Source organism: Pseudomonas putida (assembly GCF_001636055.1).
GTDB classification, from domain to species: domain Bacteria; phylum Pseudomonadota; class Gammaproteobacteria; order Pseudomonadales; family Pseudomonadaceae; genus Aquipseudomonas; species Aquipseudomonas machongensis.
Genome location: NZ_CP011789.1, coordinates 553,655 through 574,808, shown reverse-complemented (window position 1 = coordinate 574,808; position 21,154 = coordinate 553,655). Strand labels below are relative to the sequence as shown.

Below are 21,154 nucleotides of genomic sequence, written 5' to 3'. Positions count from 1 at the left end.
CCTGGATCCGCAACGGTAATAGCATCAGAGGGTATGTGAATACTGGATTTCGGCGCGAAGCGCGAACTCTTGAGTGTGTCAGCGCACGACCGGCAGGGTATCCACAGTCAAGGCATCCGGCAATCGGATCTCGACCGCCACAGGCAGGTGGTCGGAAATCGGCTGCGACAGCACCTCGACTCGTTCAAGCGTCAGGCTCGGGCTGAGCAGGATGTGATCAAGGCAGCGTTGCGGGCGCCAGCTGGGGAAGGTCGCCTCAACCTGTGGGGCGATCAGTCCGAGGTCGCGCAAGGGCGAGCGCTCGAGCAGGTCGTTGGCGTGGGTGTTCATGTCGCCCATGAGGATCTGATGGCGGTAGCCGCCGATCAGCTCACGGATATACCCCAGTTGCAGGGCACGGGTCTTGGCGCCGAGCGCCAGGTGCATCATCACCACGATCAGCGCGTCCTCGCCTTCGCCGAAACGCACCAGGATCGCCCCACGACCGGCCGGACCGGGAAGGGGGTGGTCTTCAAGGTGCTGGGGCTTGAGCCGGCTGAGCACGCCGTTGCTGTGCTGGGCGAAACGCCCGAGATTGCGGTTGAGCTGCTGATACCAGTAGGGGAAGGCACCGAGCTGGGCCAAGTGCTCGACCTGGTTGACATAGCCCGAACGCAGGCTGCCGCCGTCGGCTTCCTGCAGGGCAACCAGGTCGAAATCAGCGAGCAGGTCGCCGATCTTCTGCAGGTTGCCGGCCCGCCCGGTATGCGGCAGCAGGTGCTGCCAGCTGCGGGTCAGGTAGTGGCGGTAGCGCTCGGTGCTGATACCGACCTGGATATTGAAGCTGAGCAGCCGCAGGCGACCATCCTCCGGCAGGCCTGGGGCCTGCAGATGATGTTCGTTGACCCGCGGCTGATGCAGGCCAACACTTCGCGTGGTACGCAAGCGGGCCATGGCTGCGCCGCTTACTTAGCGGCACGCTCCTTGGCGATCAGTTGGTCGGCAACGTTCAGGACGCCTTCCGGCCCGCCAGCGGTACCCAGGTCGAAGCGGTACTTGCCGTTGACCACCATGCTCGGTACGCCGGTGATTTCGTACTTCTTCGCCAGTTCCTTGGCCTGGTTGACCTGGCCCTTGATGGCGAACGAGTTGAAGGTAGCGAGGAACTTGTCCTTGTCCACGCCTTGGGTGGCGAGGAAGTCGGCCATGTCCTGCGGGTCGGTCAGGCGCTTGCGCTGGTTCTGGATGGCGTCGAAGACCGCGGCGTGAACCTTGTGCTCGACGCCCATGGCTTCGAGGGTGAGGAACATCTGGCCGTGGGCATCCCAAGGGCCGCCGAACATGGCCGGGACGCGCTTGAAATTGACGTCGGCCGGCAGCTTGTCGATCCAGGGATTGATGGTGGGTTCGAAGTGGTAGCAGTGCGGGCAGCCGTACCAGAACAGCTCGACGACTTCGATCTTGCCTGGCTGCGAGACCGGGACCGGGTTGCTCAGCTCGATATATTCCTTGCCCGCCACAGGCTCGGCGGCCTGCACCGCGGCCATACCGAATACGCTGGCGGCGACCAGCGCAGCGCTGAGAATCAGTTTACGCATGCTTTACTCCTGAGCAATCAATGGTCGCCTCGACACGACCTATGCTGTGACAGGCCATGAAGGGCTCGAGTTCTGTAGTGTAACGGCTGGGACCATAAAAAAGGGCGGCCTACGCCACCCTTTTCATGTTTAGCGATGTTGCATTAACCGAGTGTTAACGCTCGTCTCAATGCAGCCCCTGGATATAGCTGGCCAACGCATCGATATCCTTGTTGCTCAGCTTGCCGGCGATGGTGCGCATGGTCATGGCATCGCCATCGTTGGTGCGATTACCTTCACGGAAGTCGGTGAGCTGCTTGCTGACATACTGCGAGTGCTGGCCGCTCAGGTGAGGGAAGCCGGCAAGGGCGATGCCTGCGCCGTTAGGGGAGTGGCAACCGGTGCAGGCGGGCATGCCTTTCTCCAGGTCACCGCCGTTGAACAGCGCACGTCCACGCTCGACCAGCTTGGGATCTGCCGCGCCGACACTGCCTTTCTGGCTGGCGAAGTAAGCGGCGATATCGGCCAGGTCCTGGTCATTGAAGGCGGCCAGCATGCCGGTCATTTCCAGCACCGTGCGCTTGCCCGACTTGATGTCGTGCAATTGCTTCTCAAGGTAGCGCTGGCCCTGGCCGGCCAGTTTCGGGAAGTTCGGCGCCAGGCTGTTGCCGTCAGGGTTATGGCAGGCACCACAGACCGCAGTCTTCGCCTGGCCGGCAGCGGCATCGCCTTTGATGGGGTCGGCAGCAGTGGCCGCACCTGCGACACCCATGGTCAACAGCAGACTCACGAATAGTTTGTTCATCAGCTAATCCAACACGGCTAAGGGTGAAATGTTATGTATCGGGACTGCCACTCATCCAAAGGATGACCAATCGGTAGTCCTCGGCACTGCAGTCCATGCACAATCCACGCGGCGGCATAGCCTTGAAACCCTGGGTAACATGCGCCACCAGTACATCCACACCTCGCGCCAGCCTCGGTTCCCAGGCCGCCGCATCGCCCTTCCTGGGGGCCTGTGGCAGCTGACCGGCGTGACAGGCCGCACATGTGCGGTTGTACAACGCCTCGGGATCCTGTGTAGCCTGTGCGCTGAAAAACGGCTGGAACATACCGACCGCCAGCAGCCATTTCGCCATGCGGAACGACCTGACAGGGTTGGGGGCCGCGCTGCGTTCTGATGCGCGAGCTAGTGATCGACACCCCATGCTCGTCCTCCTTCGCTGGGAGAATGAGCACACAAAAACTGGGGCATTATATACTTCCGCCCTCCAAACGGAAACGCGGCCTGGATCAGGCAACACCCACATCGGATATCCCATGCAAGTCAAGAACCCCATCCTCGGCCTCTGCCAGAAAGCCAAATTCGCCCTCAGCGCTGCCAAGGTCGAACAATGCCCGGAAGACCAGGGCTACGAGGTGGCTTTCGCCGGCCGCTCCAATGCCGGTAAGTCCAGCGCCCTCAATACCCTGACCCATGCCAGCCTGGCGCGTACCTCCAAGACCCCGGGGCGCACCCAGCTGTTGAATTTCTTCAGTCTGGACGATGAACGGCGTTTGGTCGACCTGCCAGGTTACGGTTATGCGAAAGTGCCGATTCCGCTCAAGCAGCACTGGCAGAAACACCTGGAGGCCTACCTGGGCGGGCGCGAATGCCTGCGCGGCGTGATCCTGCTGATGGACGTGCGCCACCCGATGACCGACTTCGACAAGATGATGCTCGACTGGGCCAAGGCCAGCGGCATGCCCATGCACATCCTGCTGACCAAGGCCGACAAGCTCACTCACGGCGCGGGCAAGAACACCCTGCTCAAGGTGCAGTCGGAAATTCGCAAGGGCTGGGGCGACGCGGCGTCCATCCAGCTGTTTTCGGCACCCAAGCGCCAGGGGCTGGAAGAGGCCTATCGGGTCTTGGCGGACTGGATGGAGCTGGAAGACAAGCCGGTGGCTTGAAGATCCACCTGCACGCTGTGGCGGCGGGCTGATCCGCTGCCGCAGGCTTCTCCAGCAGCCATGAGGCAAATTCCGGGCAAAAAAAACCCCGGACTTCATATGGGGAGGGGGAAGTTCGGGGTCCAAGTCCGGACCGCTAGGGCGGGGTCCAGATATCTGCCAACACTTAACACAACATAGGAGCATCGAAAGGCTTCACCAGCCATTCAGTTACTCTGAGTTCCGGTTCACCGGTTTAGTTCCGAAGCCTTGAAAACTATTTGCGATAGTTTCATGAAACTTCAGAACCGGGGGCGAGGAGCCCAGCCTGCGGATCCGCGACACTACGCCACAGATCCTACTCCTCTTCGCCACGCCGTTTAGTGAGCTTCGTCCCAATTCGAACCAACGCCGACCTCGACCAGCAGCGGCACATCGAGCTGCGCGGCGTTGCTCATGTAGGGGCGAATTTCGGCCTTCACCTGCTCGACCAGGTCTTCACGCACCTCCAGCACCAGTTCGTCGTGCACCTGCAGGATCACCCGTGCATCCAGGCCACTGTCGTTCAGCCAGTTGTCTACCGCGACCATGGCGCGCTTGACGATATCGGCCGCGGTGCCCTGCATCGGCGCGTTGATCGCGGTGCGTTCGGCGCCTTTGCGCAGGGCCGGGTTCTTCGCATTGATGTCCGGCAGATACAGGCGCCGCCCGAACAGCGTCTCGACGAAGCCTTGCTCGGCGGCCTGGGTGCGAGTGCGCTCCATGTAGGCCAGCACGCCGGGATAGCGGGCAAAGTAACGGTCGATGTAGTCCTGCGACTGCTTGCGGTCGACGCCGATCTGCTTGGCCAGACCGAAGGCGCTCATGCCGTAGATCAAGCCGAAGTTGATGGCCTTGGCGCTGCGGCGCTGGTCATTGGTGACGGCCTCCAGCGCCACGCCGAATACCTCCGCGGCCGTTGCGCGGTGCACATCGAGGTCATTGCGGAAGGCATGCAGCAGGCCTTCATCCTTGGCCAGGTGGGCCATGATGCGCAGCTCGATCTGCGAGTAGTCCGCGGCCAGCAGCTTGTAGCCGGGGCTGGCGACGAAGGCCTGGCGGATGCGTCGGCCTTCGGGAGTGCGTACCGGAATGTTCTGCAGGTTCGGGTCGCTGGACGACAAGCGCCCGGTGGCGGCCACCGCCTGCTGGTAGGAGGTGTGGATACGCCCGGTACGCGGGTTGATCTGCTCCGGCAGCTTGTCGGTGTAGGTACTCTTGAGCTTGCTGAGCGAGCGGTATTCCATCAGCACCGTTGGCAGCGGATAGCCTTCGGCGGCCAGGTCTGCTAGCACGGCTTCGGCCGTGGAAGCCTGGCCCTTGGCGGTCTTGCTCAATACCGGCATGCCCAGCTTGTCATAGAGGATCACCCCCAGCTGCTTGGGTGAGCCCAGATTGAACTCCTCGCCCGCCAGCTCGAACGCCCGACGTTCGAGCTCGGCCATCTTCACGCCCAGCTCACCGCTCTGCACCTTGAGCAGCGCAGCGTCGACCAGCGCGCCCTGGCGCTCGATTCTGGCCAGCACCGGCACCAGCGGCATCTCGATATCCATCAGCACCGGCTGCACGCTGGGGGTTTTCGCCAGGCGTGCCTGCAGTGCGTGGTGCAGGCGCAGGGTGATGTCGGCATCTTCGGCGGCGTACGGGCCAGCCTTGTCCAGATGGATCTGGTTGAAGGTCAACTGCTTGGCGCCCTTGCCAGCAATATCCTCGAACGCAATGGTGCTGTGGTCGAGGTATTTCTGCGCAAGGCTGTCCATGTCGTGGCGCGTAGCAGTGGAGTCGAGCACATAGGACTCGAGCATGGTGTCATAGGCCACGCCGCGCATCTGGATCGGCAGCGAAGCGTTGGCCAGGATATTGATGTCGTACTTGGCGTTCTGCCCGACCTTGGCCTTGGCCGGGTCTTCCAGCAGCGGCTTGAGCGCCGTTAGCACCGCGTCGCGGTCCAGCTGCGTCGGAGCACCTTCGTAGTCATGGGCCAGCGGCACATAGGCCGCTTCATGGGGCTCGACCGCGAACGACAGGCCGACCAGCTCCGCACGCTGGGCATCCAGGCCGGTGGTCTCGGTGTCGAAGGCGAACAGCGGCGCCTGGCGCAGCTTCTCGAGCCAGACATCGAAGCGCGCCTGGTCGAGGATGGTTTCGTATTTCGCCTCGACCTGGGCAGCAGGCTCCTCGACCGGAGCAATGGTGTCACCCTCCCGGGCGGCGTCGCGCTGTACCTCGGCGACCCAGCTCTTGAACTCCATTTCGGTATACAGCGCCAGCAATGCTTCGCGGTCCGGCTCGCCGCATACCAGGGCATCGACTTGGACATCCAGCTCGACATCGACCTTGATGGTCGCCAGCTCATACGACAGGAACGCCGCGTCGCGGTGCTCCTCGAGCTTGGCCGGCAGGGTCTTGGCGCCGCGAATGGCCAGGCCCGGAACCTTGTCGAGGTTCTGGTACAGGTCACGCAGACCGCCACCGATACCGGTCAACAGGCCCACTGCGGTCTTCTCGCCGACCCCCGGAACACCGGGAATGTTGTCGACCTTGTCACCCATCAGGGCCAGGAAGTCGATGATGTGCTCAGGGCCCACGCCGAACTTCTCGTGCACGCCTGCCACGTCGAGCACCGTGCCGGTCATGGTGTTGACCAGGGTGATGTGGCCGTCTACCAGTTGCGCCATGTCCTTGTCGCCGGTCGAGATGATGACCGGACGCCCGGCTGCCGCACTGCTGCGGGCCAGGGTACCGATCACGTCGTCGGCCTCGACACCCTCGACGCACAGCAGCGGGTAGCCCAGGGCCCTGACGCTGGCGTGCAACGGTTCGACCTGCACACGCAGATCGTCGGGCATGCTCGGGCGGTTGGCCTTGTACTCGGCGAACATGGCGTCGCGGAAAGTGCCGCCCTTGGCGTCGAAGACCACCGCGAACAGGCTGTCCGGGTACTGCTTGCGCAAGCTCTTGAGCATGTTCAACACGCCCTTGACCGCACCGGTGGGCATGCCTTTGGAGGTGGTCAGCGGCGGCAGGGCGTGAAAGGCGCGGTAGAGGTAGGACGAACCGTCCACCAGGACGAGAGGCGCTTGGCTCATGAGGAGAATCAACCTTTTCGACGGGTCCGGAGCTAGAATAGCCGGATCAGTGACGACAAAAGGACTTAGGTTATCATGCGTACACCCATTCGCCTGTTACTGCTCAGCCTGCTGGCCACCATGCCGGTCGTTACGCTGGCGGCGGACGACGCCCCATCGGCAGATCCCGATGTGACCATTCGCACGGAAGGCGACAGAACCATCCAGGAGTACCGTCAGAACGGTTTCCTGTATGCGATCAAGATCACGCCGAAAAACGGCAAGCCTTATTTCCTGGTACGCGCCGATGGCTCCGATGGCAATTTCATTCGATCCGACCAGCCGGACATGCTGATTCCGTCCTGGAAAATCTTCGAATGGTAAGCTAGTAACGCGTATCGTTCTTATCAACCAGGCACCTCCTCAAGGAGGTGCCCGTATGGGCAACTTTTCAACATGTCAGTCTTCACCCCTGTGTCCCGGCCTGAGCTGGAAACCTTTCTGGCGCCGTACGAGCTGGGCCGTCTGCTCGACTTCCAGGGCATTGCCGCCGGAACCGAAAACAGCAATTTCTTCGTAAGCCTGGAAAAAGGGGAATTCGTCCTGACGCTGATCGAGCGGGGGCCGGCCGAAGACATGCCGTTCTTCATCGAACTGCTCGACGTCCTGCATGACGCCGACATGCCCGTTCCCTACGCTGTGCGCGATCGCGACGGCAAGGGCCTGCGCGAACTGTGCGGCAAGCCGGCACTGCTGCAGCCACGGCTTTCGGGCAAGCACGTCAAGGCGCCGAACAACCAGCACTGCGCCCAGGTTGGCGAGCTGTTGGCGCATATCCACCTGGCGACCCGCGAGCGCATCATCGAGCGCCGCACCGATCGGGGCCTGGACTGGATGCTGGCCTCAGGCGCCGACCTGCTGCCGGGCCTGAGCACCGAACAGGCGCAGCTGCTGCAACCGGCGCTGGACGAAATCGCCGCGCACAAGGCGCAGATCCTGGCACTGCCCAGGGCCAACCTGCACGCCGACCTGTTCCGCGACAACGTGATGTTCGAAGGCACCCACCTGACCGGGCTGATCGATTTCTACAACGCCTGCTCCGGGCCGATGCTGTATGACATCGCCATCACCATCAACGACTGGTGCCTGGACGCCGACGGCGGCATCGATCTGCCGCGCGCCCAGGCGCTGCTGGGGGCGTACGCGGCGCTGCGGCCGTTCACTGCGGCCGAGGCAGAGCTGTGGCAGGTGATGCTGCGCGTGGGTTGCGTACGCTTCTGGCTGTCGCGCCTGATCGCGGCGCGGGACTTCGCCGGCATGGACGTGACGATCCATGATCCGAGCGAGTTCGAGGTGCGTTTGGTGCAGCGTCAGCAGGTGGCTTTGAAGTTGCCGTTTGCGCTGTAAGCGCGGCGGCCCTATCGCGGGGCAAGTCGCAGCGGCGGTTCGCCGCTGCGACTTGCCCCGCGATAGGGCCGGGTCAGCCGCTAGAGATGCTCCAGGCAACCCACCAGGTCGTTGCCCAGCTTCTCCAGCAAACGCTCGTAGCCCTTGCCATCCACCGGATCGTTCCCACCCAGTGCATCCAGCTCCGCCAAGGTCACCGGCAGCCCGGCCACCAGTGTTTCGGCCAGGCGCGGGCGGATCGGCGGCTCGCTGAACACGCAGGTCGGGCCAACTTCCTGCAGACGCTTGCGCATGGCCGCGACATGCTGGGCACCCGGCTGCACTTCGGCGGCGACGCTGAACACGCCGGTATGACGCAGCCCGTACTCGGCTTCGAAATAATCGAACGCTTCGTGGAACACGAAGTAAGGCTTGCCGGCAATGCCTGCCACACGGGCCTTGATCCGCTGGTCGAGCGCGTCCAGACGCTCGACGAAGGCCTTCTGGTTGGCCTGATAGCGCGCCGCATTGGCCGGATCCGCCGCCGCCAGGTCGCTGGCCATTTTCGCCGAAATCACCCGGGCATTGACCGATGACAGCCACAGGTGCGCATCGAGCGACCCCGGCTGGTGGTCATGGTCGTGATCGTCGTGGTCTTCTTCATGCGAGTGGCTGTCCTCGCCAAAACGACGCAGCTTCATGTCCGCCAACGTCTGCACGGCGATGGTCGGCTTGCTGCGGTTTTTCAGCACGCGCGGCAGGAAGCTCTCCATGTCCGGTCCGATCCAGTACAGCAGGTCGGCATCGCCCACCTTCCGTACGTCGGACGGGCGCAAGGCGTAGTTGTGCGGCGAGGCGCCGGGCGGCAGCAGCACTTCGGGGCTGCCGACACCGTCCTGAACCGCGGCAGCGATCTGCTGCAGGGGCTTGATGCTGGTCAGCACACGCACGTCGGCCTGGGCCGAGAAGGTGATGAAAGCGACAAAGAGAGCAAGGAATCGGGACACAGTGGATACTCGGCTCGTCAGAAACAGGTAACATAATAACGTCTCCATCGATAACCGTCGCCGCCCATGTCAATCACGCCGCTGGCTCACCGTCCCCACGATCATTCCCATTGCGTCCACAGCGCCTTGGCCGAAGCCGACGCCCTGTGCGTCCGCCAGGGTCTGCGCCTGACCGCGCTGCGCCGCCGTGTGCTGGAGCTGGTGTGGCAAAGCCACAAACCGCTGGGCGCCTACGACATCCTCGCCGTGCTCAGCGAACAGGACGGCCGCCGCGCCGCACCACCGACCGTGTACCGCGCCCTGGACTTCCTGCTCGAGAACGGCCTGGTGCACCGCATCGCCTCGCTCAACGCCTTCATCGGCTGCAGCCACCCTGAACACAAGCACCAAGGCCAGTTCCTGATCTGCCGCGAATGCCACGTGGCCATCGAACTGGAGCAGGAGAGCATCAGCGGCGCCATCGTCGCCAGTGCCAAGGCCGTGGGCTTTGCCGTCGACACCCAGACCGTCGAAGTGGTCGGCCTTTGCAGTAACTGCCGGGGCGCCGCATGAGCGACGCGCTGATCCGCCTGGAGCAGGTCGGCGTCACCTTTGGCGGCGAAGCGGTGCTCGACAGCATCGACCTGTCGGTAGCACCACGCCAGATCGTCACCCTGATCGGCCCCAACGGTGCTGGCAAGACCACACTGGTGCGCGCCGTGCTCGGTCTGCTCAAGCCGAACAGTGGCAAGGTCTGGCGCAAGCCGCGCCTGCGCATCGGCTACATGCCGCAGAAGATACAGGTAGACGCCACCCTGCCGCTTTCGGTACTGCGTTTCCTGCGCCTGGTGCCGGGCGTGGATCGCGCCGCGGCGTTGTCGGCATTGCAGGAGGTGGGCGCCGAACACGTCATCGACAGCCCGATCCAGACGGTCTCCGGGGGCGAGATGCAACGGGTATTGCTGGCGCGGGCGCTGCTGCGCGAGCCTGAACTGCTGGTGCTCGACGAACCGGTACAGGGCGTCGACGTGGTTGGCCAGACCGAGCTGTACAACCTCATCACCCGCCTGCGCGACCGCCATGGCTGCGGTGTGCTGATGGTCTCCCACGACCTGCACCTGGTGATGAGCGCCACCGACCAGGTGGTCTGTCTGAACCGCCACGTGTGCTGCTCCGGGCACCCGGAGCAGGTCAGCAACGACCCGGCCTTCGTCGAGCTGTTCGGCCAGAACGCTCCCAGCCTTGCGGTCTACCATCACCATCATGATCACAGCCACGATCTGCACGGCGCGGTGATCGCCCCTGGCGCCCATGTTCACGGAGAGCACTGCAAGCATGGCTGATTTTCTTCTGTACGCCTTGCTTGCCGGTCTTTCCCTGGCGCTGGTGGCCGGCCCACTGGGCTCCTTCGTGGTCTGGCGGCGCATGGCCTATTTCGGCGACACCTTGTCCCATGCCGCGCTGCTGGGCGTGGCCCTGGGCTTCGTGCTGGACGTCAGCCCCACGCTCGCGGTAACGGTCGGCTGCCTGCTGCTGGCGATCCTGCTGGTGACCCTGCAACAGCGCCAGCCGCTGGCCTCCGACACCCTGCTCGGCATCCTCGCACCCAGCACCCTGTCGCTTGGACTGGTGGTGCTGAGCTTCATGCACGATGTGCGCATCGACCTGATGGCCTACCTGTTCGGTGATCTGCTGGCGATCAGTACCACCGACCTTTCATGGATTCTCGGCGGCAGCGTGTTGGTGCTGGGCTTGCTTGCGGTGCTCTGGCGCCCGCTGCTGGCAATCACCGTGCACGAGGAGCTGGCGATGGTCGAGGGCCTGCCAGTGGCGGCCCTGCGTATGGCGCTGATGCTGCTGATCGCGGTGGTGATCGCAGTGGCGATGAAGATCGTCGGCGTGCTGCTGATCACCTCGCTGCTGATCATCCCGGCCGCTGCGGCACAGCGTCACGCGCGCTCGCCAGAGCAGATGGCCCTGGGCGCCAGTTTGCTGGGCGTGGCAGCGGTTTGCGGGGGGCTGGCGATGTCCTGGTTCAAGGATACGCCTGCTGGTCCATCGATCGTGGTCTGTGCCGCAGTGCTATTCTTGCTGAGCCTGGCATTGCCCAAGCGCTGAAATTTCAGGGTGCGCATTGACGCACCCTGCAACCTTTGCGCCCGTAAAGGGTCTGTAAGACTTGTTTTCGAGCGTGCGCACCTGGGTGTAGACTTGCTCGCTTTTTGCGCAAATAGAGAGTCGCAGGAATGAAGCCGTTCGCCTCCCGTTATCTGCTTGTTGCCGCGTTTTCCCTGTTACTGGCCGCCTGTTCCAGTGCCCCGGTCGAGCAGCCGGTCGCGCCTGCGCAGCCAGACGCCTGGCAGCAGTTGCAACAGAACATCGCCAGCAACGAGCTGGCCACTGCCGAAGACCAGCTCGCCAGCCTGCAGGCACAGTCGCCGAACGATGCGCGTATCGAGCAATACCAGCGCCAGATCGCCGAAGCCTACCTGCAACGCAGCCAGATCGTCCTGCAGAAAGGCGACGTCAATGCGGCCGCCACTGCGCTGGCCCGCGCCCGTGCACTGATGCCCCAGGCACCCGCGCTGACCGGCGGTGATGCCGTCGCCCATGCTCGCCAGGCCGAGCTGGACAAGGCTGAAGCCGCGCTGAAGGCTGCAGAATCCAAGCCACAGGCACGGGTCATCGACCCGGCGGCACCGAGCACGGTGATTGCACTGAAAACTACGGACATTGCAGCCATGCGCAAGCAACTGGATAACATCGCCGCCGATGTGGTGAGTTACCAGTGCGAAGTGGTGTTCCAGGTGCCACGTACACAGGATGCACCGTGGCTCAAGACGCTGCTGCAGAAGCGGGTGAAGCGGATCGATGCAGACTTTGTGCTGAAGCAGAAGCACGAGATCCAGCGGGCATTGCCAGCACAAGTGGTGCTGGTGCCGCATCAGCGCTGAGACAGCGTCGACATCTTCGCGGGTAAACCCGCCCCCACAGATGCGTACATAACCTGTGGGAGCGGGTTTACCCGCGAACAGATGCTACGGCATCAAGCCGGAATCGCTTCTGCAGCCGCCTCCCGTTCCCACACCCGGTGCCCTTCGACCGCCTTTACGAAGGCTTCCACGGTCTTCTGGTCATCCCCAAGCAGCAACCCCTTGTCCTCCTTGAGCCCCAGCGCCCCCAGGAGCGCCTTGCCATCATTGGCCAGAGCGATCGCCTTGAGGTGCTTGTAGCCCTCGAGCAGGAAGTGCTTGGCCACACCGCTGCCCGCCAGCGCATCCAGCGAGGCCTTGCCAGCGGGCACCAGGATCCCGTCGAACATGACCGAAGGCATGCCTTCCATCGACGCATCCACCGCCAGCGCCTTGCCGCCAGAGGTCTTCACCGGCGCCGAGGTCGGCCCCAGCAGCATGGGACGTGCGCTGTGGGCCTCCAGCGCCTTGACCAGCCTGTCGACGCTTTCGTCATCCACGCCATTGGCCACCAGCAACGCGATCTTGCGCCCCTTGATGCCCACATCGCCCGGATGATTCATCTGGCTCAGGGCCGGCGACGCCTTGAGTTTCGACTCCTTAGCCTTGACCGTCCCGCTCTTGGGCGCCGGCAAACCAAGATTCTGCGCGACCGCCGCCGCAAGCTTCAGGTCGATATTAGCCAGAATCTCATTAACCTCTCGCGCACGAATATGCTCGCGCTCGACCTTGCCCAGTTCGAAGCTGTAGGCCTTGATGATGTGCTGTTGTTCGGTGTCGCTCATGCTGTGGAAGAACAGCCGGGCTTGCGAGAAGTGATCGCCGAACGACTCGCTGCGCTGGCGGATCTTGTGCGCGTCGACGCGCTCCTGGTAGCTCTCGAAGCCACCGTCCTGCGGCGCTGCTGGGGTTTCTTTCGGCCAGCCAGCATCGATCGAGTTGGGCTCGTAGGCGGCGCGGCCCTTGTGAATGGTGTGACGGTGCATGGCATCGCGCTGATTGTTGTCATTGCGCGCCACCGGCCGGTTGATCGGGATCTCGTGGAAGTTCGGCCCACCCAGGCGGCTGATCTGAGTGTCGGTGTAAGAGAACAGCCGGCCTTGCAGCAGCGGGTCATTGGTGAAGTCGATGCCCGGCACGATATGCCCCGGGCAAAAGGCGATCTGTTCGATTTCGGCGAAGAAGTTGTCCGGATTGCGGTTGAGCACCATCTTGCCCAGCGGCGTCACCGGCACCAGTTCTTCGGGAATTATCTTGGTCGGGTCGAGCAGGTCGAAGTCGAACTTGTGCTCGTCTTCCTCCGGCACGATCTGCACGCCCAGCTCCCACTCGGGATAGTCACCGGTCTCGATGGCCTCCCACAGATCGCGGCGATGGTAGTCGGTGTCCTTGCCCGCCAGCTTCTGCGCCTCGTCCCACAATACCGAATGCACGCCCTGACGCGGCTTCCAGTGGAACTTGACGAAATTGGCTACGCCCTCGGCGTTGATCAGCCGGAAGGTATGCACACCGAAGCCTTCCATCATCCGCAGGCTACGCGGGATGGCGCGGTCGGACATGGCCCACATCACCATGTGCGCCGACTCGGGCACCAGCGAAACGAAGTCCCAGAACGTATCGTGGGCCGAGCCACCGGTTGGTATTTCGTTGTGCGGCTCAGGCTTCACCGCGTGGACGAAGTCGGGAAACTTGATCGCATCCTGGATGAAAAACACCGGCATGTTGTTGCCAACCAGGTCAAAGTTGCCTTCATCGGTATAGAACTTGACGGCAAATCCACGGACATCACGCACTGTATCACCTGAGCCACGCGGCCCCTGCACCGTGGAGAAACGCACGAACACCGGGGTGATCTTCTCGGCATCCTGCAGGAAGCCGGCTTTGGTCAGGGCGCTGTGATCGCCATAACTCTGGAAATAACCATGGGCACCGGTACCTCGGGCGTGCACGATGCGCTCCGGGATGCGCTCGTGGTCGAAGTGGGTGATCTTCTCGCGCATGATGAAGTCTTCGAGCAGCGAAGGCCCGCGCGCGCCCGCCTTGAGGGTGTTCTGATTGTCGGCGATACGTACGCCCTGGTTGGTACGCAGCGCCTGGCCGGTAGCGTCGTTACGGTCCTGTTCGAGGCTTTGCAGCTTGGCATTGGTGTTGGCGCGGTCAGGCGTCTGGGTACCGGCCAGTTCGCTCTGCTTGGGCGCATCCGTCCTGTTGCTCGACATCTTGGCTCTCCTCATCAGTCTTCAGGCTGCCCGTTCGGGCTTGTTCAAGTAATGACTGGACCGTTTCGCCAAGCGTTCCATCGGGATTACCGGTTGTCGCGTTATGCCGGATCGATTGGTCGATTACGAAATAAATGCTAAGAACAACTATGGGAAAAGGCTAAAATGCGCCACCGCAGCTCACCGCTGCCCCCAATTTCCATGCGCCCCACAAGGTTCGCTACGTGATCGAGTTCCAACGTGTGCACAAGACCTACCGCGTCGCCGGTAGGGACATCCCCGCCCTGAATCCGACCAGCCTGACCATCGAGAATGGCCAGGTGTTCGGCCTGATCGGCCACTCCGGCGCTGGCAAGAGCACCATGCTGCGCCTGATCAACCGCCTCGAAGCGCCGTCCGGCGGCAAGATCATCGTCGATGGCGAAGACGTCACCGCCTTCGACGCCAACCAGCTGCGCCGCTTCCGCCAGCAGGTCGGCATGATCTTCCAGCACTTCAACCTGCTCGCCTCGAAAACCGTCGCAGACAACGTCGCCCTGCCACTGGTGCTGGCCGGCGAGCTGTCGCGCGCAGAGATCGACAAGCGCGTCAGCCAGTTGCTGGCCCGCGTCGGATTGTCGGACCACGCGAAAAAATACCCGGCACAACTGTCGGGCGGCCAGAAACAACGCGTGGGCATCGCCCGGGCGCTGTCGACCAACCCGAAGATCCTGCTGTGTGACGAGGCCACCAGCGCCCTCGACCCGCAGACCACCGCCTCGGTGCTGCAACTGCTGGCCGAGATCAACCGCGAGCTGAAGCTCACCATCGTGCTGATCACCCACGAGATGGATGTGATCCGCCGAGTCTGCGACCGCGTGGCGGTGATGGACGCCGGGGTGATCGTCGAGCAGGGGCCGGTGGCGGACGTGTTCCTGCACCCGCAACACCCGACCACCAAGCGCTTCGTCCAGGAAGACGAGCAGGTCGACGAGGGCGAGCAGCGCGACGACTTCGCCCACGTGCCGGGCCGCATCGTGCGCCTGACGTTCCAGGGCGACGCCACCTACGCGCCGCTGCTGGGTACCGTGGCCCGGGAGACCGGGGTGGACTACAGCATCCTGGCCGGCCGTATCGACCGCATCAAGGATGTCCCCTACGGCCAACTGACTCTCGCCGTCACCGGCGGCAACATCGACGCAGCGTTTGACCGCTTCAAGGCGGCTGACGTACACATGGAGGTCCTGCGCTGATGGACGCCCTGAATTTCTTCGCCAACGTCGACTGGGCCGAGATTTCCCTCGCCACCGGCGACACCCTGATCATGCTGTTCGGCTCGCTGCTGTTCACGGTGCTGCTCGGCCTGCCACTGGGCGTGCTGCTGTTCCTCTGCGGGCCCCGGCAGATGTTCGAGCAGAAGGGCGTCTACGCGCTGCTGTCGCTGATCGTCAACATCCTGCGTTCGCTGCCGTTCATCATCCTGTTGATCGTGATGATTCCGATCACCGTGCTGATCACCGGTACCTCGCTGGGCGTGGCCGGTGCCATTCCGCCACTGGTCGTGGGCGCCACGCCATTCTTCGCGCGCCTGGTCGAGACCGCACTGCGCGAGGTGGACCGCGGCATCATCGAAGCCACCCAGTCGATGGGCGCCACCACCCGCCAGATCATCACCAACGCCTTGCTGCCGGAGGCCCGTCCGGGCATCTTCGCGGCCATCACCGTCACCGCCATCACCCTGGTGTCCTACACCGCGATGGCCGGTGTGGTGGGCGCGGGCGGCCTCGGCGACCTGGCCATCCGCTTCGGCTACCAGCGTTTCCAGACCGACGTGATGATCGTCACGGTGGTACTGCTGTTGGTACTGGTGCAGATTCTGCAGAGCGTCGGCGACAAGCTGGTCGTACATTTTTCCCGTAAGTAAGCCTAACAGGGTCGGCCCGGCCGTCCCGTTCGGGGGCCGTCGCGGCCCTCACAAGGAGTGATCGATGAAAAAGCTGTTCGCTGTCGTCGCCGCCGTCGCGGCCTTCTCGGCCAATGCCGCCGAAACCCTGACCGTCGCCGCCACCCCGGTGCCGCACGCCGAGATCCTCAACTTCGTCAAACCACAGCTGGCGAAGGAAGGCGTGGAGCTGAAGGTCAAGGAGTTCACCGACTACATTCAACCGAACGTGCAGGTCGCGGAAAAACGCCTGGACGCCAACTTCTTCCAGCACCAGCCTTACCTGGATGAATTCAACAAGGCCAAGGGCACCAAGCTGGTCAGCGTTGCCGGCGTGCACATCGAGCCACTGGGCATCTACTCGGCCAAGATCAAGAAGCTCGATGAACTGCCATCGGGCGCCACCGTGGTCATCCCCAATGACGCCACCAACGGCGGCCGCGCTCTGCTGCTGCTGGACAAGGCTGGCGTGATCAAGCTCAAGGACAACACCAACATCCTGTCCACCGTGAAGGATGTGGCTGAAAATCCGAAGGGTGTGAAATTCCGCGAACTGGAAGCGGCCACCATCCCGCGCGTGCTGACCCAGGTCGATGCAGCGCTGATCAACACCAACTACGCCCTGGAAGCCAAGCTCAATCCAGAGAAGGACGCCCTGGCCATCGAAGGCAGCGACTCGCCGTACGTGAACATCCTGGTGACCCGTGAGGACAACAAGGACGCGGACGCGGTGAAGAAGCTGGTGCAGGCTCTGCACTCGCCTGAGGTGAAGCAGTTCATCAACGAGAAGTACAAGGGCGCCGTGGTGCCGGCGTTCTAAGCCGAACGATCGCGCTGGATTTTTTCGCGGGCAAGCCGGAACGCCGACTTGCCCGCGAAGCTTTTGGGGGCCATCAATCCCGCTTGACCAGCCCCGGCAACTGCGCCACCAGCTTCTGGTTGTTGAACGGCGCACGAATGAACCCGCGCTGACGCCCGTCCGGCCCGACCACCGCCAGGTTGCCACTGTGATCGACGGTGTACCCTGGCTTGCTGGTGTCCGCCGGGATGAACGGAATGCTCAGGGCATTGGCCAGCTTCTGGGTATCCTCGATGGAACCTGCCAGCCCCACGAAATCCTTGTCGAAATAGCCCAGGTACTGCTTGAGCTGCTGAGCCGTGTCGCGGTTCGGGTCGACGCTTACCAGTACCACCTGCAAACGGTCGATTGCCTCCTTGGGCAACTCGCTCTTCACCTGGCGCAACTGCGCCAACGTGGTTGGGCAGATGTCCGGGCAGTAGGTGTAGCCGAAGAACAGCAACGACCACTTGCCCTTCAACTGATCCAGCGCCACTGGCTGGCCGTTCTGGTCGTTCATGGTCACATCCGGCACGCTGCGGCTCTGCGGCAGGAGGATGATGCCGGCATCGATCAGCTCGGCCGGGTTGGCCTCGCTACGGCCATTGAGCACCTTGTTGACGGTCAAGCCCATGATCAGCGCGACCAGGGCAACGAGGATGAAGACGGTTTTCTGGGTTCGGGTCATAGGTTCAGCAACAGGTAGTGGTCAACGAGCAGGGCGATGAACAGCAGGAACAGGTACGCGATAGAGTACTTGAAGGTGCCGATCGCCGCGTGCGGCCGGGTGCCACGGTACAACACCCAGGCCCACTGGACAAAGCGCAGCCCCAGCAACAGGGCGCAGGCCAGGTAGAGCGGGCCGCTCATGTGGATGGCGTAGGGCAGCAGGCTCACCGCCAGCAGCACCAGGCTGTAGAGCAGGATGTGCAGCTTGGTGTAGTGCTCGCCGTGGGTCACCGGCAGCATGGGTATCTCGGCCTTGGCGTATTCCTCCTTGCGGTGGATGGCCAGGGCCCAGAAGTGCGGTGGCGTCCAGGCAAAGATGATCAGCACCAGCAACAGCGGCTCCGCGCTCAGGTGGCCGCTGACCGCGACCCAACCCAGCAACGGCGGGGCGGCGCCCGCCAGGCCGCCGATCACGATGTTCTGCGGCGTGGCGCGCTTGAGAAAGCCGGTGTAGACGACCGCATAGCCCAACAGGGAGGCGAGCGTGAGCCAGGCTGTGAGCGGATTGGTGAAGGCCAGCAGCAACGCCATCCCGGCGATTGCCAAGGCCAGGGCGAACGCCAGCGCCGGCAGGGGCGCAACCCGTCCCTTGGCCACCGGCCGCTTGCAGGTGCGGGCCATCAAGGCGTCGATGCGCCGGTCCAGCACATGGTTGACCACCGCCGCGCCACCGGCGCACAGGGCGATGCCCAAATTGCCGAACAGCAGCACCGTCCACGGCACACCCGCGCGGGTGGCGAGGAACATGCCTACCAGCGAGGTGATCAGCATCAGCACCACCACCTTGGGCTTGGTCAGCTCCAGGTAGTCGCGCCAGCCGGCGCGCTGCCGCCCTTGGCTCAGAACCGTCGCCACGTGTCGTTCCTCAGGTGATGGGAAACGCCAGGCGTGACCGGCCGCAGGCGCCAGCCCAGGCCGACACGCACCTTGTCGACCACCCGAATGCGGTAGTTCACCAGCACCATGGTCAGCAGCAGCAGGGCGCCCCCGGCGTTGTGCGCCACAGCCACCCCCAGCGGCAGGTGCAGCAGCACGTTGCTGATTCCCAACCCCACCTGCAGCGCCAGGGCAGCAAGCACCAGCCGGGCCAGGCCGGACAGGCCATTGCGGTGCAGCTTCCAGCTCAGCATCAACAGCACTGCCACGACCATCAACGCGCCCAGGCGATGGCTGATGTGGATGGCCGTACGCGCGTCACTGTCGAGCTGCCCACCCAGGTAGTTGGGGCCGACGTGCTGGGTGAGATGGAAACCGTTGCTGAAGTCTGCCGCAGGCCACCATTGACCATGGCAGGTCGGCAAGTCGATGCAGGCGACTGCCGCGTAGTTGGCACTCACCCACCCGCCCAGGGCGATCTGCCCAATCACCACCAGCAGTGCCAGCGCAGCCACCCGACGCAGGCTCAACGGCAGCTTGGGCGGTGGCGCAAAGGCCCGGGATAGACGCAGGGATAACAGGAACAGCAAGCTCAGGGTGGTGAAGCCTCCGAGTAGATGCGCCGTGACCACCTGCGGCCAGAGTTTGAGGGTCACCGTCCACATGCCGAACGCTGCCTGTGCCAGCACCACGGCCAGCAGCAGCACCGGCAACCGGTAGGGACCGCCGTCGCGGCCATGACGACGTACCGCACCTATCGCCAGCCAAGCGATGACCAGCGCCAGGGTGCCGGCGAAATAACGATGCACCATCTCCGCCCAGCCCTTGGCTTCTTCCACTGGATGCTCGGGGAAGTGCAACTCGGCATGGGCCAGTTGCGCATCGGTCTTGGGCACCCCAATGAAGCCATAGCAGCCGGGCCAGTCGGGGCAGCCGAGGCCGGCGTGAGTCAGGCGCGTGTAGGCGCCGAGCAGCACGACGACCAGTGCCAGCAGGGTGGCGAACACAGCGAGTCGGTAACCGGGTCTGGCCATGCTGGCCTCCTAGCCGATGTTGGACAGCTTGAGCAGGTGGCGCAGGTCGTCGAGCACATGCTTGCCCTTGACCTTGGCGTCGTAGCGCAGCACCAGGTTGCCGTGGGGATCGACGATCCACAGTTGCGCGCCGGGCTCGACGACCTTTGTGCGATAGCGGTCGGCATCCAGCGGATAGCGCTGCAGTTGCGGATACTCGCGCTCGAGCAGCGCCTGGTAGTCGCCACTCACGGGCGTCGCGGTTGCCAGCGCATGGCTGGCGCGGCTGGCATCGCGGCCAAGGCCGACCTGGATCTGTCGGGCGAGGTAGACCAGTTGCTGGCAGTCCTCGGTGCAGGCATCGGGCGTGCTGACCAGCAGTTGCCAGCGCTCGTCCTGAGCCTGGATGCCGATATCGGCGCGGCTTTGGCCATTGCCGATCATCACGCCATGGTAGCTGCGCCCCTCCGGCACCCAAAACTTGAGCTTGTACATGCTGGTGGCGAGGATCATCGGACCGAGGGTCACCAGCAGGATCAGGATCAGCTGCAAGCGCCCGCGGGTGCGGGACTTGCGCCCTTCAGGCACGTCCAGTGGACTCGTGGCGGCGGCCATGGCGTTTCTCCTTGTTGTCGTTGTGCCAGCCGAAATACAGGTACAGCAGCACCAGCGCCGTGCTCAGGGCGAACCACTGCACGGCATAGCCGAGGTGTTTTTCCGGGCCCATGGCAACGACCGGCCAATCCAGCCGATAGCTGGCAGGGCCTGGTTCCAGGCGCAGTTCATGGGCGAAGCCTTCGCGCGCCAGCTGCTGCCAGAGCTGCGCGGGATCGACAGCGGTCAGCAGGTGCGGCCACTGGCCGCCGGGCGGGTCGGGGTGCAGCTGAAAGGTGCTGCCTGGCGGCACATAGACCGTGGCATGCAACGCCAGGGGCTGGGCCGGGGTGTCGAAACGCACAGGCACGCGGCGGTCCGGCCAGGGCAACCAGCCGCGATTGACCAGCAACCACTGGCCGCTGGCCTGGTCGTGGAAGGGTTGCAGCAGCTCGACACCGGCCTGGCCGTCGCGCAGGCGGTTGTCCAGCAGCAGGCTGTGCTCGGGGTCGAACTGACCGAACAGGCGCACACGGTAGAAGGCCGGCTCAGGCAGTTGCACAAGCTGCGCTACGGCCACCGGTGCCTCGATGCGCCGCTCGGCGTAGCTGTCGAGCAGTTGGCGCTTTTCTTCGGCCCGACGCAGTTGCCAGCAGCCAAGCGCGATCAGCCCCGGCAGCAGTGCGAACACCACCAGGGTCGGGACCAGCCCTGGGCGAAATGGCCTCACCGCGGCCTCGCCCTGTCGATCGCTATACTTGTCCACATCACTGCATCCCCCCGGAGTTTCGCCATGCTCAAGGCCGCGATTGTCCTGATGCTGTTGGCCACTATCGCCAGCCTGTTCAGTGGCCTGGTGTTCCTGGTCAAGGACGATGACCAGTCGACCCGCTTGCTCAAGGCCCTGACCGTGCGCGTGATCCTGGCCGCCCTGACCGTCGGCCTGGTGGCCTGGGGTTTCATCAGCGGGCAGCTGGTTTCGCAAGCGCCGTTCTGAATTGCCCCACCCACAGGGTCCACCTTGC

23 protein-coding genes are annotated in these 21,154 nt (G+C 63.6%); 11 read left to right on the top strand and 12 right to left on the bottom strand.

The features are described from left to right. Window positions 1-78: 78 nt before the first annotated feature. The 4 genes from AB688_RS02520 to AB688_RS02505 all read right to left on the bottom strand — a co-directional run bounded on the left by AB688_RS02520 (window position 79) and on the right by AB688_RS02505 (window position 2,695). Entirely contained in the window at window positions 79-933 is an 855-nt protein-coding gene (locus tag AB688_RS02520; RefSeq protein ID WP_063542008.1) for an endonuclease/exonuclease/phosphatase family protein, read from the bottom strand. A gap of 11 nt (window positions 934-944) precedes the next feature. Further along, entirely contained in the window at window positions 945-1,577 is a 633-nt protein-coding gene (gene dsbA, locus AB688_RS02515) for a thiol:disulfide interchange protein DsbA (RefSeq protein WP_063542006.1), read from the bottom strand. A gap of 166 nt (window positions 1,578-1,743) precedes the next feature. After that, complete coding sequence (locus tag AB688_RS02510) at window positions 1,744-2,361, bottom strand: c-type cytochrome (protein WP_063542004.1); 618 nt, start codon at window positions 2,359-2,361, stop codon at window positions 1,744-1,746. 31 nt (window positions 2,362-2,392) lie between these two features. Then, entirely contained in the window at window positions 2,393-2,695 is a 303-nt protein-coding gene (locus AB688_RS02505) for a c-type cytochrome (protein ID WP_054893352.1), read from the bottom strand. Between the two features lie 181 nt (window positions 2,696-2,876). On the opposite strand from AB688_RS02505, the gene yihA reads away from it, so the two are divergent. After that, the gene (gene yihA / locus AB688_RS02500) at window positions 2,877-3,509 is read left to right on the top strand and encodes a ribosome biogenesis GTP-binding protein YihA/YsxC (RefSeq protein ID WP_054893353.1); all 633 of its coding nucleotides are present in this window, start codon (window positions 2,877-2,879) and stop codon (window positions 3,507-3,509) included. Between the two features lie 359 nt (window positions 3,510-3,868). Here yihA and polA read toward each other — a convergent pair whose 3' ends face one another. Beyond that, window positions 3,869-6,616 carry a DNA polymerase I gene (polA, locus tag AB688_RS02495; RefSeq protein ID WP_063542002.1) on the bottom strand — a complete coding sequence of 916 codons (2,748 nt, stop codon included), beginning with the start codon at window positions 6,614-6,616 and terminating at the stop codon, window positions 3,869-3,871. A 75-nt stretch (window positions 6,617-6,691) separates the two neighbouring features. On the opposite strand from polA, the gene AB688_RS02490 reads away from it, so the two are divergent. Together AB688_RS02490 and AB688_RS02485 are read left to right on the top strand one after the other, a co-directional pair. Next, window positions 6,692-6,979 (top strand): DUF2782 domain-containing protein, encoded by a 288-nt coding sequence (locus AB688_RS02490; RefSeq protein WP_063542000.1) that lies wholly within the window; start codon window positions 6,692-6,694, stop codon window positions 6,977-6,979. 72 nt (window positions 6,980-7,051) lie between these two features. Further along, window positions 7,052-8,002 carry a homoserine kinase gene (locus tag AB688_RS02485; RefSeq protein ID WP_054893356.1) on the top strand — a complete coding sequence of 317 codons (951 nt, stop codon included), beginning with the start codon at window positions 7,052-7,054 and terminating at the stop codon, window positions 8,000-8,002. Window positions 8,003-8,082: 80 nt separating this feature from the next. On the opposite strand, the gene AB688_RS02480 is transcribed toward AB688_RS02485, so the two are convergent. Next, window positions 8,083-9,036, bottom strand: coding sequence for a zinc ABC transporter substrate-binding protein (locus AB688_RS02480; RefSeq protein WP_371105625.1), 954 nt, complete (start codon window positions 9,034-9,036; stop codon window positions 8,083-8,085). 18 nt (window positions 9,037-9,054) lie between these two features. Here AB688_RS02480 and zur point away from each other — a divergent pair, with 18 nt between their 5' ends. From zur to AB688_RS02460, 4 genes are all read left to right on the top strand, one after another. Further along, entirely contained in the window at window positions 9,055-9,540 is a 486-nt protein-coding gene (gene zur / locus AB688_RS02475) for a zinc uptake transcriptional repressor Zur (RefSeq protein ID WP_054893358.1), read from the top strand. Beyond that, on the top strand, window positions 9,537-10,310 hold the full coding sequence (gene znuC, locus AB688_RS02470; RefSeq protein WP_054893359.1) for a zinc ABC transporter ATP-binding protein ZnuC: 774 nt from the start codon (window positions 9,537-9,539) through the stop codon (window positions 10,308-10,310). Before zur ends, znuC begins: the two co-directional genes overlap by 4 nt. Further along, entirely contained in the window at window positions 10,303-11,085 is a 783-nt protein-coding gene (gene znuB / locus AB688_RS02465; RefSeq protein ID WP_063541998.1) for a zinc ABC transporter permease subunit ZnuB, read from the top strand. The genes znuC and znuB overlap by 8 nt, the downstream gene beginning before the upstream one ends. Before the next feature lie 128 nt (window positions 11,086-11,213). Then, window positions 11,214-11,921 (top strand): PA5502 family lipoprotein, encoded by a 708-nt coding sequence (locus AB688_RS02460; RefSeq protein WP_063541996.1) that lies wholly within the window; start codon window positions 11,214-11,216, stop codon window positions 11,919-11,921. A 92-nt stretch (window positions 11,922-12,013) separates the two neighbouring features. Here the strand turns inward: AB688_RS02460 and katE are convergent, their stop codons facing one another. After that, a complete protein-coding gene (gene katE / locus AB688_RS02455) occupies window positions 12,014-14,158 on the bottom strand; it encodes a catalase HPII (RefSeq protein ID WP_063541994.1) in 2,145 nt (714 codons plus the stop codon). Window positions 14,159-14,382: 224 nt separating this feature from the next. Here katE and AB688_RS02450 point away from each other — a divergent pair, with 224 nt between their 5' ends. The 3 genes from AB688_RS02450 to AB688_RS02440 all read left to right on the top strand — a co-directional run bounded on the left by AB688_RS02450 (window position 14,383) and on the right by AB688_RS02440 (window position 16,899). Continuing rightward, window positions 14,383-15,390: a methionine ABC transporter ATP-binding protein gene (locus AB688_RS02450; protein WP_054893363.1), complete on the top strand. Its 1,008-nt coding sequence runs from the start codon at window positions 14,383-14,385 to the stop codon at window positions 15,388-15,390. Next, window positions 15,390-16,061: a methionine ABC transporter permease gene (locus AB688_RS02445; RefSeq protein ID WP_054893364.1), complete on the top strand. Its 672-nt coding sequence runs from the start codon at window positions 15,390-15,392 to the stop codon at window positions 16,059-16,061. The genes AB688_RS02450 and AB688_RS02445 overlap by 1 nt, the downstream gene beginning before the upstream one ends. 64 nt (window positions 16,062-16,125) lie before the next feature. Next, window positions 16,126-16,899 (top strand): MetQ/NlpA family ABC transporter substrate-binding protein, encoded by a 774-nt coding sequence (locus tag AB688_RS02440; RefSeq protein ID WP_063541992.1) that lies wholly within the window; start codon window positions 16,126-16,128, stop codon window positions 16,897-16,899. Window positions 16,900-16,972: 73 nt separating this feature from the next. Here AB688_RS02440 and AB688_RS02435 read toward each other — a convergent pair whose 3' ends face one another. From AB688_RS02435 to AB688_RS02415, 5 genes are read right to left on the bottom strand one after another with little or no spacing between them, the layout of a single operon-like run. Then, window positions 16,973-17,605: an SCO family protein gene (locus tag AB688_RS02435; RefSeq protein ID WP_054893366.1), complete on the bottom strand. Its 633-nt coding sequence runs from the start codon at window positions 17,603-17,605 to the stop codon at window positions 16,973-16,975. Next, entirely contained in the window at window positions 17,602-18,501 is a 900-nt protein-coding gene (gene cyoE, locus AB688_RS02430) for a heme o synthase (protein ID WP_054893367.1), read from the bottom strand. Before cyoE ends, AB688_RS02435 begins: the two co-directional genes overlap by 4 nt. Then, window positions 18,486-19,556 carry a COX15/CtaA family protein gene (locus AB688_RS02425; protein WP_063541990.1) on the bottom strand — a complete coding sequence of 357 codons (1,071 nt, stop codon included), beginning with the start codon at window positions 19,554-19,556 and terminating at the stop codon, window positions 18,486-18,488. The genes cyoE and AB688_RS02425 overlap by 16 nt, the downstream gene beginning before the upstream one ends. Window positions 19,557-19,565: 9 nt before the next feature. Continuing rightward, window positions 19,566-20,150 carry a hypothetical protein gene (locus AB688_RS02420; RefSeq protein WP_063541988.1) on the bottom strand — a complete coding sequence of 195 codons (585 nt, stop codon included), beginning with the start codon at window positions 20,148-20,150 and terminating at the stop codon, window positions 19,566-19,568. Further along, a complete protein-coding gene (locus tag AB688_RS02415) occupies window positions 20,116-20,859 on the bottom strand; it encodes an SURF1 family protein (protein WP_063546604.1) in 744 nt (247 codons plus the stop codon). The genes AB688_RS02420 and AB688_RS02415 overlap by 35 nt, the downstream gene beginning before the upstream one ends. A gap of 63 nt (window positions 20,860-20,922) precedes the next feature. Between AB688_RS02415 and AB688_RS02410 the strand changes: the two genes are divergently transcribed. Further along, window positions 20,923-21,126 carry a twin transmembrane helix small protein gene (locus AB688_RS02410; RefSeq protein ID WP_063541986.1) on the top strand — a complete coding sequence of 68 codons (204 nt, stop codon included), beginning with the start codon at window positions 20,923-20,925 and terminating at the stop codon, window positions 21,124-21,126. The last annotated feature ends 28 nt before the right edge of the window (window positions 21,127-21,154 follow it).